13 protein-coding genes are annotated in these 15232 nt (G+C 41.9%); 11 read left to right on the top strand and 2 right to left on the bottom strand.

Going from position 1 to position 15232, the window contains the following annotated elements:
* Nucleotides 1-9 precede the first annotated feature (9 nt).
* A complete protein-coding gene (locus HMPREF9331_RS05545; protein ID WP_016420036.1) occupies nucleotides 10-807 on the bottom strand; it encodes a peptidase associated/transthyretin-like domain-containing protein in 798 nt (265 codons plus the stop codon).
* Nucleotides 808-943: 136 nt separating this feature from the next.
* Between HMPREF9331_RS05545 and HMPREF9331_RS05540 the strand changes: the two genes are divergently transcribed.
* The 11 genes from HMPREF9331_RS05540 (at nucleotide 944) to HMPREF9331_RS05490 (ending at nucleotide 14451) form a co-directional block, all read left to right on the top strand.
* Nucleotides 944-1240 (top strand): type II toxin-antitoxin system HigB family toxin, encoded by a 297-nt coding sequence (locus HMPREF9331_RS05540; protein ID WP_016420035.1) that lies wholly within the window; start codon nucleotides 944-946, stop codon nucleotides 1238-1240.
* Between the two features lie 4 nt (nucleotides 1241-1244).
* Nucleotides 1245-1454: an XRE family transcriptional regulator gene (locus HMPREF9331_RS05535; protein WP_009640488.1), complete on the top strand. Its 210-nt coding sequence runs from the start codon at nucleotides 1245-1247 to the stop codon at nucleotides 1452-1454.
* 32 nt (nucleotides 1455-1486) lie between these two features.
* Nucleotides 1487-3202: a DUF4836 family protein gene (locus HMPREF9331_RS05530; protein WP_016420034.1), complete on the top strand. Its 1716-nt coding sequence runs from the start codon at nucleotides 1487-1489 to the stop codon at nucleotides 3200-3202.
* A gap of 5 nt (nucleotides 3203-3207) precedes the next feature.
* A complete protein-coding gene (locus HMPREF9331_RS05525; RefSeq protein ID WP_234945861.1) occupies nucleotides 3208-3840 on the top strand; it encodes an ABC transporter ATP-binding protein in 633 nt (210 codons plus the stop codon).
* 11 nt (nucleotides 3841-3851) lie between these two features.
* On the top strand, nucleotides 3852-5030 hold the full coding sequence (locus HMPREF9331_RS05520) for an FtsX-like permease family protein (RefSeq protein ID WP_016420032.1): 1179 nt from the start codon (nucleotides 3852-3854) through the stop codon (nucleotides 5028-5030).
* Between the two features lie 94 nt (nucleotides 5031-5124).
* On the top strand, nucleotides 5125-8388 hold the full coding sequence (hsdR, locus tag HMPREF9331_RS05515; protein WP_016420031.1) for a type I restriction-modification system endonuclease: 3264 nt from the start codon (nucleotides 5125-5127) through the stop codon (nucleotides 8386-8388).
* 313 nt (nucleotides 8389-8701) lie between these two features.
* Complete coding sequence (locus HMPREF9331_RS05510; protein ID WP_016420030.1) at nucleotides 8702-10120, top strand: class I SAM-dependent DNA methyltransferase; 1419 nt, start codon at nucleotides 8702-8704, stop codon at nucleotides 10118-10120.
* Nucleotides 10113-11132: a virulence RhuM family protein gene (locus HMPREF9331_RS05505; protein ID WP_016420029.1), complete on the top strand. Its 1020-nt coding sequence runs from the start codon at nucleotides 10113-10115 to the stop codon at nucleotides 11130-11132. The genes HMPREF9331_RS05510 and HMPREF9331_RS05505 overlap by 8 nt, the downstream gene beginning before the upstream one ends.
* Nucleotides 11133-11156: 24 nt before the next feature.
* Nucleotides 11157-12188 carry a virulence RhuM family protein gene (locus tag HMPREF9331_RS05500; RefSeq protein ID WP_016420028.1) on the top strand — a complete coding sequence of 344 codons (1032 nt, stop codon included), beginning with the start codon at nucleotides 11157-11159 and terminating at the stop codon, nucleotides 12186-12188.
* Nucleotides 12178-13611, top strand: coding sequence for a restriction endonuclease subunit S (locus HMPREF9331_RS12925; protein ID WP_016420027.1), 1434 nt, complete (start codon nucleotides 12178-12180; stop codon nucleotides 13609-13611). Before HMPREF9331_RS05500 ends, HMPREF9331_RS12925 begins: the two co-directional genes overlap by 11 nt.
* A 36-nt stretch (nucleotides 13612-13647) precedes the next feature.
* Complete coding sequence (locus HMPREF9331_RS05490) at nucleotides 13648-14451, top strand: tyrosine-type recombinase/integrase (protein WP_016420026.1); 804 nt, start codon at nucleotides 13648-13650, stop codon at nucleotides 14449-14451.
* Between the two features lie 44 nt (nucleotides 14452-14495).
* On the opposite strand, the gene HMPREF9331_RS05485 is transcribed toward HMPREF9331_RS05490, so the two are convergent.
* Nucleotides 14496-15026, bottom strand: a complete 531-nt coding sequence (locus HMPREF9331_RS05485; protein ID WP_016420025.1) for a restriction endonuclease subunit S — start codon at nucleotides 15024-15026, stop codon at nucleotides 14496-14498.
* Nucleotides 15027-15232: the final 206 nt, after the last annotated feature.

Here is a 15232-nt window from a genome sequence, read left to right as displayed (position 1 = left end):
CACTTGTCATTAGTCACTAATTTTGATTCCTTTAATACCATATCTCACTCCCATGCTCAGTTCAAATTTCTTAAAAACCCCCTCTTTGAGTTCATAGCCACCACTGAGGTTACCCTCAAACCCAAAGTGCCCATCTCCTGAGCCTTCCACTGCACGAAGTCCTACCCAGATACGTCCTTTGGGAAGTACCACCTGTAGCTCTTGGACAATCTTTTGCTTTTGACTATTTTGTGGAATATTAAGGTAAATAGGCTTCTCCACAAGTGGTGTAAGCGTACCATCGTCCTCTATCTTAAGGATTTGCAAGCGCAGCACAAGGTTAGGCATAGTATTCTCCAAGATGGGCAACTCAAACTCCTTGGCCAAATAGGTGTGCTTTAGGGTTATGATATTACCAATCTCTTCTTTATTAAGTACATCTTCCCCTATATAATATACCCCTCCTACATAGATACCCATTCCCTTAATCGTCTGTAGTTTAGGCTTCTTTTGGCTTACCGTAAAGGACGGCAACTCAAAGACATGTTCTACAAGGACAACCTTTGGATCTCGCTGTAAGTCTTTGACAGCAAAAGCTCTTCGGTAATAATTCAGATGAGAAAAGTAGATACTATCTTTTTGGGCAACTCCTGTAAGGTCTATTTGGTACCGTCCTTTGCTATCACTGACAGTACCTTTCCCTTTGCCCACTACCCCTATATTTACATAGGGGACACTTAAGCCCAAGCTATCTGTTATACGCCCAGAGAGCACCTCCTGTGCCCCAGCAACTAAGGGAAAACATAAAAGAAAAATAAGTTTTTTCATATAAAAATCGGTTTTTGAAAATCAATAGGCAAAGATAGTAAAAAAATCGTTGTCTGTACTGTTTTTTACTTCATTTCTTAAAAAATTTGTTTGTGTATCAGAAATATTTTTATACCTTTGTAGTCAAAAACAGCTTATGAGAGTCATTGCCAAGAAAGCATTGGTCGATTTTTATACGCTCTATCCTGATGCGAAACTATCTTTGGAGGATTGGTATAGGAAAACAATAGATGCCCAATGGACATGTTTCGCTGATATAAAAAAGAGCTTTAACAGCGTAGATGCTGTAGGGAACAAACGTTTTGTTTTCAATATTAAAGGTAATCATTTCAGGATAGTGGCTCTTATACTATTTACACCTAAGATTCTGTATATTCGATTTGTAGGTACTCATAAGGAATATGATGATATAGAAAATATAGATAAAATATAAGATTATGATAAAAAATGAAACACAATACAACGCTATTATGAAGCGTATAGACCAACTTTTAGAAATGGTTGATGATAATACCCCTGAAGATAATCCAGAATATATAGAATTAATGCTCCTTACAGACCTTGTGGAAAGCTATGAAGATGAACATTATCCTATAGAGAGACCTCCTTTGGATAAAGTCGTTGAGCCTCATCTTGCATTAGCTTAGAAGTCAATATGAACTTAAAAACTCAAAACCTTATGAAACGATTCTTACTTGGCTTAGTCCTCATTCTCATCGCTTCTTGTTCTAAGAAGCCTGCCTCTTTGTCACTGATCCCCAGCGATGCCGCTTGGGTTGTTTCTATTGACTTTAAGTCGCTTTACCAAAAAGCGGATATCGGCTCCTCTGAAGAGGCTGCGGAGTTCAAGCAGTGGGTTGATAGCCTTTCCCTAACGGATAAGCAACGCGATTTCCTCCGTGAGCTGCTCCGTAATCCTAGAAATTCAGGGGTGCGTTTTCGCGAACCTATCTATTTCTTCCAGTATGGACAACAAGGGGGCAATGGAATGGAAAACTATATCGGGATGGCCTGCTCCCTCTCCGATAAGGAAAAATTTGAAAAGACCCTTAACCAACTTTTTGCCTTGGCTGACAAGAAAAATACTCCTACCGAGGAAAGTGGCTATAAGTTGCTGAACATGGCCGAAGGCAAATATACACTGAGCTGGGATAACGACAAAGCGCTTTTTCTGGGAGTAGGCGACGCAGATGAAGAACCCGCTTCAGAACTACAAATCCCCTTGAAAGCCAAGCAACTCCGCTCCTTAGAGGCTAAAAAACAGATTACCTCCCTTGACGGCTTTGCCGATTTCCTTTCGGATCAGAAGGATATCAGTGTATGGGTCAACATAACAGACGCTTATGAGACTTTGGATAAGCGAGTACCCTCCGCCTCAGCGCTTTCTCCTTCGTTGTTCAACCTACAACAGGGAAGCTATCTCTATGCTACCTTGGAATTCGAGAAAGAGCAGATTATCCTCTCGGCTCGTACCCTATATAACGAAAAGTACCAAAAGCTATTAGACAAACATCGTATAGGGGATGCTTCCTTTAACAAAAAGCTCCTCAAGCACTTCCCTGAGAAAATGCCTATGGCCTTCACAGGAGCGGTCAATGTCAAGCACTACTACGAGTTCCTCAAAGAAGCTGAACCCGAATTGGTCAAAGAAGCCGACATCAAACAGTGGCTCGCCAAGAAAGACCTCCAGCTGGACAACCTCTTGAACCTTTTCGGAGGGAGTTTCGTAGTGGCCTTGGAGGACTTTGAGACGGGTATGAGTATTCCTATACCTGTGGTAGGAGCTAGCTTTGATGTCAATGATAAAAAGATCTTGGACAAAATGGTTGCTGAAGAAGGTGCCTTTACCAAAGAGGGGGATCGTTATAGCCTGACCTTTTTCTTTGTAAGTATCCATTTCGCTTATAATGACAAAGCCTTTTTCATAAGCAACTCTTCCGACGAGGTAGATGCTTTTATCGCTGGAAAACACAAAGATAACGCCTATAGTAGCTCCTTGGCTTCTCAGGCAGGCAAGAATACCTTCTATGGCTTTTTCAATCTGAACTTGGACGACTATCCTAGTATAATCAGGATGGCGATGAAGTCCGACAAGAGTGTCCGTGACGAAGCTTCCTTCCAGTGGCTTATAGACCACTCCAAGGACTTAGAAGTCAAAGCCAATGCCAAGGAAAACACCGCCTCCCTTATCTATCACATGAAGAATGTAGAACGCAATAGTCTCTATAGCTTCCTTAAATTTGCCAAGCAGGTCAATGCAAGCAAGGCCGCCAAAGGAAATAATGCAAAAGAGGACGAAGCCTACGAGGATGACGAAAACTACGAAGAAGGAGAAGCCTATGGAGAAGAGGAGGTAATCGAAGAAGACGGAACAACCGAAAAAGGCGAAAAATAAAAACAATGGAAATCTCCTTACATCAGCTAAGACCAAGTTATATGGAACAGACGGAGCTAACTCCCTCGGATATTTATCTGAGGGAGCTGGTCGTCTTTGCCCCTGCTTGGTGCTATCTTATCCGTGCCCAGTCAGGTAGGGGAAAGACCTCCCTGCTAAGTTTCCTCTATGGGGAGCGCGATAGCTATGAGGGTACTATTACCTATGATGGGATCGCCCGACCCAAAGACCTCTTTGCCTATCGCCGCCATAGGCTGAGCTACCTCTTCCAAGATCTACGCCTTTTTCCTTCTTTGACAGCCAAGGAGAATATACTGCTCAAGAACCGACTGACAGGCTATTTCTCCTCCCAGCAGATCAGCGAACTACTTGCACGGGTAGGGCTTGCTCATAAGCAGGATACCCCTGTGGCTACCCTCTCCTTAGGACAACGCCAACGTGTCGCCTTCCTGCGTGCCTTAGCCCAACCCTTCGAGGTGCTCCTTCTGGACGAGCCTTTTAGTCATCTGGATGAGGCCAACACCCATGTGCTCTGTGAGATCCTAAACGAAGAACTCTCCCAAAGAGGGGCTACCCTACTGATGACTGCCCTAGAGACCAACGCGCTGCTAAATTATGACCAAGTCCTACAGCTCTAAAATTCTGATGTATGCTCTATAAGCTCCAACGAAAAACGCTCCCCAAAGCCCAACTCCTCGGCTATAGCTTCGCCTTGACGGTAGCCCTAACACTATTAGGGGGCATTTGGCAACTCTATAAGGACGTAAAACCCTTGTTAGAGGAGCAAACAGATATATTTTCAAGTAACTATGCAGTAGTGAGCAAGCCCATTTCAGCAGTAAGCTCACTTGAGAAGGAAAGTATCTACTTCACTCCCCAAGAACAAGAGGCCTTGCAAAAAGAGTCCTTTGTCAAGAGTATGGCGCCCTTTTCAGTGGCTACCTTTAAGATCATGGCCTATACACATGAGGGAGAGGGCGAATTGCCGCTATTTGCTACCGACCTTTTCTTTGAGAGTATTCCCGACAAGTATATTGATGTTCAGAGCGACCAATGGCAGTGGACTCCCTCTCGATCCTTTGTCCCTATCATCATTCCTGAGAACTATCTATCCCTTTATAACTTTGGCTTTGCCGAAAGCCAAGGACTGCCTGTGCTCTCCAAGGGACTTATTGACAAACTCACCTTCGGCCTTCGCCTCTCTGGCAATGGCAAGGAAGCAATATTCTCCAGCCGTATTGTGGGCTTCTCTGCTAAAATCAACTCTATTCTCGTCCCAGAAGACTTCCTCGCTTGGGCTAACCAGACTTATGGGACACCCTCCTCACGTGTCTCTCGCCTTTTAGTGGAGTTCCATGACCCCTCACAGCAGGAGATATTGACCTACTTCAAGGCTCATAACTACACCATAAGCAAGGACGAGTTGGAACTGAGCAAAATGCGCTTTTTCTTCTCCTCTGCCCTTTGGACAGTGGTAGGGATTGCCTTACTGATATTGTTATTATCCGTAGCAGTGGTTATCCTTAGCTTGCATCTGGTCTTGCAGCGCAACAGAGAGCAAATCCGCTCGCTGCTTTCCATTGGCTACACACCTAGGCAGATAGCCCGTTACTATCAGTGGGTTGTCTGTCTCTTTACACTGGGGGCTATCATCGCCGCCTTAGTGCTCTGCTACGTGCTGCGTAACCTCTATATGGCCAAGCTCTCCCAGCTCTTCCCCGTCTCCCCTACCAACTTTACCCTACCCTTAGCCGCTTTTGCTTTGGCCGTAGTGTTATGCGTCCTCTATAGCGTGATACTTGTTAGGGGGGTGAAAAATGAAAAGTAATCATTAGTTGTTGATTGTTGGTTAACGCTTTGTTAATAATATTAAAATCTTAAAAGAAATACCTTACTTTTGTAACTTCCTATAAGGCTGCATTATGAGAAGTAATTTTGAATTTCTAAAAGATATTGAACCCCTCCTACTCTATCGTATTGCTTATTTGGCAGAGACTTACCTATATACCGACCCCAATGGCTGCTTGATGAAGCTACGCCAATTTGCTGAAGTTATGGTCAATGAGGTCTTTCAAATAGAACATATTGCCCTGCCTTATGATAACAATCAGGCCAATAGAATCAGTGTCCTTAAGCGGGAAGGAATTATAGAACACCAGTTAGGTAGTATTCTTAACCAATTACGACAGCGAGGGAATGAAGCCGTTCATGCTGGCTTTGACTCGGTTTCCTCTGCTAAAACAAACTTGCAAATGGCCTACCATCTGGCTCAGTGGTATGCCTTGAGTTATGGGGAGGGAACCGGAGGGCATACCTTTGTCATGCCCAAAGAGGAGGATATACCCAATGTTGCCGACCTACAAGCCGAGAAGGAAGCCCAAGAGCAGCAGATCAAAGCCCTTACCGAGCAGCTCATTGAGCTACAAAAGCAACAGAGTTATTGGGAAGCTGCCCAGACCAAAGAGTTTATAAATGCTCAAAAAGAGCGCGCACGCCGCACCCTACAATACGCAAAGGATCTTCAGCTTTCAGAGGCCGAAACACGAAAACTCATTGATGCACAGCTGTGTGAAGCAGGTTGGCAGGCCGACACTGAACAGTTGCGTTATAGCAAAGGTACCCGCCCACAGAAGGGGAAAAACCTTGCTATTGCCGAATGGCCTACTGACAAAGGCTTTGCCGACTACGCCCTTTTTGCGGGGTTGCAGTTGGTAGGTATTGTAGAGGCCAAAGCAAAACACAAAGATATTTCAAGTATCCTCTCCAACCAATGCAAGGACTACGCCACTCATATCAAAAAAGAACATGCCTGCTATCTCATTGGAACATGGGGTAACTATCAGGTACCATTTCTTTTTTCCACTAACGGACGGCGATACCTCAAACAGATAGAAACCAAATCTGGTATTTGGTTTTTGGACGTGCGCCGTGAGGAAAATATTCCCAAAGCACTACAACACTGGAAAAGTCCTCAAGGCCTCTTGGAAGATTTGGCTTTAGATATAGCCAAAGCTACTCAAAGCCTCACTCAGACACCTTATGACCTACTGAGAGACCCCAACGGACTCAACCTACGTCCCTACCAAATCCGCGCTGTAGAAGCTACCGAAAAAGCCTTAGCTGAAGCTCGTCGCTCGGTGCTCCTCTCTATGGCCACAGGTACAGGAAAAACGCGTACTCTACTGGCGATGATCTACCGATTTTTGGCTGCCAAACGCTTTAAGCGTATCTTGTTCTTAGTGGATCGCAATGTCTTAGGAAAGCAGGCGCTTGATGTGTTCAAGGATGTAAAACTGGAAGACCTACAGACTCTCTATAACATCTATCCTATTAACTCACTAAGTGAGAAAACAATAGAGAAAGAAACCAAAATACAACTCAGTACTGTACAGGCTATGGTCAGGCGTATTCTCTATAATGAAGGAGAGCAAATGCCTACTGTATCAGATTACGACTTGGTAATCGTAGATGAGGCACACCGTGGTTATATCCTTGATAAAGAGATGAGTGAAGATGAATTTGCTTTCCGCGATCAAGATGATTTCACCAGCAAATATACCATGGTTATAGACTATTTCGATGCTGTGAAAATAGCGGTTACTGCTACCCCTGCCCTACACACTACCCAACTCTTTGGCAAACCTGTCTTTGAGTATTCTTATCGCGAAGCTGTTTTGGACGGATTTTTAGTAGATTATAACCTTCCTCACCATATTTTTACCCAACAGCGTATAGAAGGGATTCACTTTGCTAAAGGAGAAACTGTACAGGTATATGACGCTGAGAAAAACGAAGTGATAGATTTGTCAGAAATACCTGACGAACTGAACTTTGAGGTAGAACAATTCAACCGAAATATCATCGTAGAAGGGTTTAACCGTGCTGTATTGGAGGAAATCTCTCAATTCTTAGACCCTACAGGCGAAGGAAAGACCCTTATTTTTGCAGTAGATGATGCCCATGCCGATCTTGTGGTGAAGATCCTCAAAGAAATCTATGCCGAACAAGGGGTAGATAACGATGCTATCCAAAAGATAACAGGTAGCATAGGAGATAAAAAGCGGGTAGAAGAGGCCGTTAATAAGTTTAAAAACGACACTTATCCCAATATAGTGGTAACTGTAGACCTACTTACCACAGGGGTAGATGTCCCTGAAATCACCACTTTGGTATTCCTGCGTTTGGTGAAATCGCGTATTCTTTTCGAGCAGATGATCGGGCGCGCTACCCGCCTTTGCCCTAAGATAAACAAGGAATATTTTGATGTATATGACCCCGTGGGTGTCTTTGATTTCTTTACAGAAGTCTCTGAAATGGCGCCTATTGTGGTCAATCCCAGCACTACCTTAGAAGATATCATCAATGGCTTTGAACATACCGAAGACCTTGAGCTAATTGCCAAATATACCCAACAGCTCTTAGGCCGATTGCAACGACGCGCGAAGAATATTAGCCAACAGGATTTCGACTATTTCTGTAGCCTAAGTCAAGGCGTGTCTCCCAAGGATTTTTTAACCACTCTTAAAAACACACCCTCCGAAGAAGTAAAGTCTTTTGTCAGAGAAAACATAAAAGCGATTGCATGCCTGTTCCATTCTCAAGCTAAGACAGTAAAGTACAAATATATCAGTGACAAGCCTGATGAGGTTCGCGAACACTATGTAGGCTATGGTAAGACCGAAAAACGCCCAGGGGACTATATAGAACAATTCTCAGCCTATATAGCCGAGAATCGCAATAAGCTCACCGCCCTGAACCTGCTCTGTACGCGCCCTTCGGAGCTTACTCGTAGTGATCTCAAGCATCTTTACCTAGAAATGGCGCAAGAGGGCTATACCCTGAAAGAGCTGAACCAAGCGTGGAACAATGCCAAGAATGTAGAGATCACCGCCGACCTCATTGGTATGATACGTACCTTAGCCTTGGGCAGTGCCCTAGTGGATTATAAAGTACGCTTGGACAATGCTTTTGAGAAGCTCAAACAAACACACAGTTTCAATGCTATGGAAACCAAATGGCTCGACCGTATCAAGACTTTCTTAGAGAAGGAGCAATATATTGAAAAAGCCGACTTTGATACCGGAGCTTTCCAAAATGCAGGCGGCTATGAGAAGATTAATAAAGTCTTTAAAAACCATCTGGGGGAAATTGTAGATGAATTAAAGGAATATTTATTTATGGGGTGATGATATAATTCGTTTATTCCTCTATCATCTTATTTCATCAGCAAATCCCTAAAAGAACAAAAATAAACATAAACTACTGATAATGAGCATAGTTTTTATTTCATCAGTAAATCCCTATATGGAAAATATAGATTCTATAAATTATTGATAATGAGTCGTTTGATTTTTTAGACTAAAAATAATTTTACCTAAAAAACCTCTATTGACTATCTTATTTCATCAGCAAATCCCTAAAGGAACTAAAACAAACATAACCTACTGATAATAAGCATGTTTTTATTTCATCAGTAAATCCCTAAAACAAACTATCACTATGAACAACCAAGAAATTGTAGCCAAACTATGGGCATTGTGTAATGTGCTCCGTGATGACGGTATCACCTACCATCAATACGTAACAGAACTGACCTATATCCTTTTCCTAAAAATGGCCAAGGAAACCAATTCCGAAGAGGAAATACCTGAGGCTTATCGCTGGGACACTCTTGTGAGCAAAGACGGTATAGAACTAAAGAAATTCTATAAGGAGCTGTTAGAACACCTAGGCGAACAGTGCCGAGGGAGGATTCAGGAAATCTATGCAGGGGCTAAGTCCAATATAGAAGAGCCTAAAAACCTCGAAAAAATCATCAAGACCATTGATGCTCTTGATTGGTATTCTGCCAAAGAAGAAGGCTTGGGTAACCTATATGAAGGCCTATTGGAGAAGAACGCCAATGAAAAGAAATCAGGAGCAGGGCAGTACTTTACCCCTCGTGTGCTTATTGATGTAATGACGGAACTCACGAACCCCCAAGCGGGCGAACGCTGTAATGACCCTGCTTGTGGTACTTTTGGCTTTATGATTGCCGCTGACCGATATATCAAAGACCAAACCGATGACCTTTTCTCCCTCTCCCAAGAACTACAGGAGTTCCAGATCAATGAGGCTTTCTCAGGGGGTGAATTGGTGCATGAAACCCACCGCTTGGCACTGATGAACGCCATGTTGCACGACATCAAAGGGCCTATACAACTCGGCGATACCCTTTCCTCCTTAGGCAAGCAGATGACAGGTTATGATGTAGTACTGACCAATCCACCCTTTGGCACCAAGAAAGGGGGCGAACGTGCTACTCGTGACGACCTTACCTTCCCTACTTCCAACAAACAGCTGAATTTTTTACAACATATCTACCGCAGTCTTAAAAAAGGCGGACGTGCTGCCGTAGTACTCCCCGACAATGTGCTCTTTGTAGATGGCGATGGCGAGCGTATCCGCAAAGACCTCATGGAAAAGTGCAACCTACATACTATCCTGCGCCTACCTACGGGGATTTTCTATGCCCAAGGGGTCAAGACCAATGTGCTCTTCTTCGAACGAGGACTTTCGGACAAAGGCAATACCAAAGAGATTTGGTTCTATGACCTACGTAGCAATATGCCTAACTTTGGAAAAACCAATCCCCTCAAGCGGGAACACTTTGACGAGTTTGTACAGTGTTATCAGCGTGACGACCGCCGTAAGCGCCAAGAAACCTATAGCGAGGAAAATCCACAGGGCAGATGGCGCCGATACACCTATGAGGAAATCTGTGCCCGTGACAAAACAAGCCTTGACCTAAGCTGGATACGTCAGGGAGAAGAAACCGAGGAAATACCTCTAAACGAACTTATAGCTACTATGGAGGAAAAAGCAGCTAAAATCACTGAAGCTATTGCACAACTAAAAGCAATCATGGGAAATGAGTAGTCCAAAGAAATCTAAAGACATGCTAAGGGCTTCCGTAGCGGAGTACCTAACCTTTGTTACCGCCACAGGAGAGAGCAATATCCAAAGCCTCTATGCCGACGAGAATGTATGGCTCTCTCAAAAAATGATGGGATTGCTCTATGGGGTAGAAATCCCTACTATCAATTATCATCTAAAGAAGATATTTGAAGACAATGAATTAGATGAGAATTCAGTTATTAGAAATTTTCTAATAACTGCCGATGATGGGAAAACCTATAATACCAAGCACTATAACCTATCGGCGATTATTGCCGTAGGCTACAAAGTCAATTCAGAAAGGGCGGTGCAGTTCCGCAAATGGGCAACGCAGATCATAGAAGAATTTACCATCAAGGGCTTTGCCATGGATGATGAGCGGCTGAAAAACGATGGAACCCTACTGGGAAAGAAGTATTTCGAGGAACAGCTACAGCGTATCCGAGAAATACGCCTCTCCGAACGCAAGTTCTATCAGAAAATCACCGACATTTACGCTACTTCCATTGATTACGACCCCAAAGCCTCCGCTACCCAACGTTTTTTCGCTACAGTCCAGAACAAACTACATTGGGCTATTCATGGTCATACCGCTGCCGAGGTAATTTACGAGCGTGCCAATGCCGAAAAACCTCATATGGGGCTGACCACTTGGAAGGATTCCCCAAAGGGGAAAATCTATCCCTTTGATGTGGTCGTAGCTAAGAACTACCTTACCGAAGATGAGATGGCACAGCTACAGCGCTTAGTCTCTGCCTACTTGGATATGGCAGAAGATATGGCCCTAAGACATATCCCGATGACCATGAGTGATTGGGAGGTACGCCTCAACCGCTTTTTAGAATTTGCCGACCGAGAGGTCTTACAAGACGCTGGTAAAATCACCGCCGAGATCGCCCATACGCATGCCTTAGCGGAGTTTGAAAAGTATCGTATCGTACAAGACCGCCTTTTCCAATCAGATTTTGATAAATTTCTTGAATCACGACGATAGCCCAACCCAAAAAAATAATGGCAGATGAGTAATAAAAAAACAGAGAAAACACCCCAAGATATTATTATCTATAAAACAGTGGATGACAAGGTAAAAATAGCCTTATACGCCAAAGATGGCTCAATATGGCTCAACCAAAATCAGTTAGCTAACCTTTTTGACACCTCTAAGCAGAGTATTAGTTATCATATAATTAATATACTGAATGATAACGAGTTAGATCAAAGATCAGTTGTCAAAAATTATTTGACAACTGCTTCTGACGGCAAAGATTATGAAGTTACTTTTTACAGTTTGGAAATGATTCTTGCCATTGGTTTTAGGGTACGAAGTAAACGAGGGGTACAGTTCAGACAATGGGCGAACCAACATCTAAGAGAATATATGGTTAAAGGATTTGTAATGGACGATGAACGCCTTAAAAATCCCGATGGACGCCCTGATTATTTTGATGAGTTATTAGAGCGTATTCGTGATATTAGAGCCTCTGAAAAACGTTTTTATCAGAAAGTGAGAGATCTCTTTATGCTTAGCAGTGATTATGATCCTTCTGATAAGGCAACACAAATGTTCTATGCACAAACTCAGAATAAAATACTCTATGCGATTACAGGACAAACAGCCGCTGAAATAGTAGTAAGCCGAGCCGATGCTTCCAAAAGCAATATGGCTCTTACCTCATGGGAAGGTTCAATAGTAAGAAAAGGGGATATTTATATTGCAAAAAACTATCTTACAGAGGATGAAATAGATACTCTGAATCGTTTTGTAATAGTGTTTTTAGAATCAGCAGAATTGAGGGCTAAAAACAGACAAGATATTACTATGAATTTTTGGCGAGAGAATATAGATAAAGTCATTGCTTTTAATGACAAAGAAGTTCTTAAAGGAAATGGTACGATTAGTAATGAACAAATGAAAAAGATCGTAGGTAAAGTATATGAAGCATTTGATGCCAAACGCAAACAATTTGAGGCACAACAAGCAGACTTGTACGATTTAAAAGAAATAGAAGCTTGGGAGAAAGATATAAAACTTATAAACCATGAACACTAAGCAAATACGACAAAAGATATTAGACCTAGCTATCCGTGGGGAGTTAGTCCCCCAAGATCCCACCGATGAACCTGCCTCCGTGCTCTTGGAGCGTATTCGTGCAGAGAAAGAGCAGCTTATCAAAGATAAAAAGCTCAAACGAGACAAAAAAGACAACGAACCAATTGATGAAATCCCCTTTGAACTTCCCGAAGGATGGGAGTGGTGTAGGTTGGGGGAAGTGTGCTTTTTTAAGGGAGGATATGCTTTTAAGAGTAATAAGTACATAGAAAAATCTAATAATCAAGTAATAAGAATAGGAAATGTAAAAAATAATAATCTCATACTCAGTAATCAACCTGTTTATATTCCTGACACCTTACAAAATGAAATTGAAGATTATCATATTAAAGAAAATGATTTACTTTTTACAATGACAGGAACAAAAGGTAAAAGAGATTATTTTTATACTTTAGTTGTTCCGAAGGTCAAACACAACTTATACCTTAATCAAAGAGTTGGATTATTAAGAGTTATTCTTTCAGAATTAAATATCTATTTTATCAACCTTGTTTTAAAACACCAATTTGTATTAGATTCTATTTTTCAAACAGAAACAGGAAATGTTAATCAAGGGAATATAGGTTCTGAGAACACTTTAAACTTACTTATTCCTATCCCTCCCCTTGCAGAGCAGCATCGTATTGTTGAAAAAGTAGAACAGCTTTTTGCTCTTGTGGATACTATAGAAACCCATAAAGAGCAGCTCAAATCCGATGTTAAGCAGGCTAAAAATCAGGTGCTCAACTATGCCATAGCGGGCAAACTTACCCACCAAGACCCTAATGATGAACCTGCGGAAGAACTTCTTAAGCGTATAGGCAAAACAACTACAACTGCTGCTGATACCCCTTATGAGAAGTTGCCAAAAGGGTGGGTGTGGTGTAAGCTGGGGGAAGTGTGCAGTTTTGAAAATGGTTATGCCTTTAATAGTGATGATTATCAAAAAAATGGAACTCCTTTGATAAGAATTTCTAATATAAAGAATGGAAAAATAGATATTTCGGAGGCTGTCTTTATAAAAATAGAATATGATAAAAGGTTTATGGTGGAATATGGGGATTTATTGATAGCGATGTCAGGAGCCACAACAGGAAAAATGGGAGTTTATAAGTTAGATAGAGAAGCTGTATTGAATCAGCGAGTAGGAAATATTAAGATAAGAAATAAAGATATCTTTTTTCATAAATTTAGAAATTATATTATGCAAACAAAAAGTGATGAAATTCTAAAAATGGCTTATGGTGGAGCTCAACCCAATATAAGTGGAAAAATGATAGAGAACTTAACAATCCCTCTTCCTCCTCTTGCGGAGCAGTACCGTATCGTCCAAAAAATAGAGACTTATTTTTCTTTTTTAGATACCATAGAAAATAGTTTGTAAAAAGTTCGTTTATTATCATTTCTAAATTTTAAAGAAATGATAGAACAATTCAAGTCTTTTCTCCAGAAAAGCAACTTAGCACCCAATACGATAGACTCGTATGTGTGGACAGTGAGGTATTTCTTAGAAAAATACCCTATTATCAACAAGCCAAACCTGATGGCTTACAAGAATTTCCTGCTGGACAAGTACAAAGCACAAACCGTCAATCTGCGTTTGCAGGCGATTAACAAGTACTTAGACTTCGTCAAGAAAGGCTCCTTGAAGATGTCCTTTGTAAAGGTACAGCAAAAGAACTTTTTAGAGCATGTGATTAGTCATGCGGATTACTTGTTCTTAAAGGCACAACTCAAAAAAGATGGGTATGAGGATTGGTATTTTCTCGTATGGTTTCTCACCGCTACAGGGGCGCGTGTGAGCGAACTGATTCAGATAAAAGCAGAACACCTCACTCAAGGCTATTTGGATCTTTATAGCAAAGGCGGAAAGGTACGCCGCCTATATATTCCTAAACTCTTGCGTGAGGAAAGTAGTTTGTGGCTTAAGGAAAAGGGAATCACTTCGGGTTATATCTTTCTTAATCGCTTTGGTAAGCGTATTACCCCACGAGGCATTGCACAGCAACTCAAAGTTTTTGCCCATAAGTACCAGCTTAATCCTAAGGTAGTATATCCTCATTCTTTCAGACATCGGTTTGCTAAGAACTTTTTAGAGCGCTTCAATGACCTTATGCTCCTTGCCGACCTTATGGGGCATGAAAGTATTGAGACCACTCGTATCTATCTCAGGCGTACTGCCAGCGAGCAGCAGGCTATTGTAGATACGGTTGTCAATTGGTAAGCCGTAGGGGCGATTGGCCAATCGCCCTTAACTGTATTCGCTCTCTATGCCAATTCTTTTTCTATTTGGTCAAAAGCTGTAAAGTAGTTTTTTATTTGCTGAACGATACGGTGTTGCTCTGCAAGAGGAGGAAGAGGAATAAGAATCTTACTAAAGGCACTTGCTGAAAGTTCTTGAAAAGTGGTACCTGAAGCAAGAAGTTTTATTCTTTCCTTCTCTGCTAAAAGGAAATAGTATACAAATTCTTCTGACATATTTATAGAAAGAGATAGACTTTTAAAACCTTGATTAGTAGATAAAGGTCTATCAGCTATTACTACATAGCCGATAGGTGCCCTTGTTGAAAATAAAATAGATCCTTTAGGAATTAATTTAGCAGAAGAATTATCTAAACCTAACTGTGTGATATTACGCTTTCCTTGAGCTATATACTTATCTGAATAATTGCTTAAATCAGCTGGAGTAATCCAAGAAACTTCACCATTCCAATATTCCTCAATAGAAGTGGAAGGAGTACCTCCTCCGATTATCTCACCTATATCCCCCAGCCTACACCACGCCCATCCTTTTGGCAACTTCTCATAAGGGGTAATATGTACTCATTGTCGCATTTGCTTCTCCTCTAATTTGTGGCACTATTTTTGTGGTCTCTACAAGCCCCCCCACGCTGGCGCGAGCTTGCAGCTCATGCTCTTTAATAACGTGAGTTCGACATAAGCAAAATTATATTTTTTCTCCCACAGATTCCTCTATGTAAATCGCAACAGCACAATTACACAAA

The organism is Capnocytophaga granulosa ATCC 51502 (assembly GCF_000411115.1).
GTDB classification, from domain to species: domain Bacteria; phylum Bacteroidota; class Bacteroidia; order Flavobacteriales; family Flavobacteriaceae; genus Capnocytophaga; species Capnocytophaga granulosa.
This window is presented reverse-complemented; position numbering and strand designations above follow the sequence as displayed.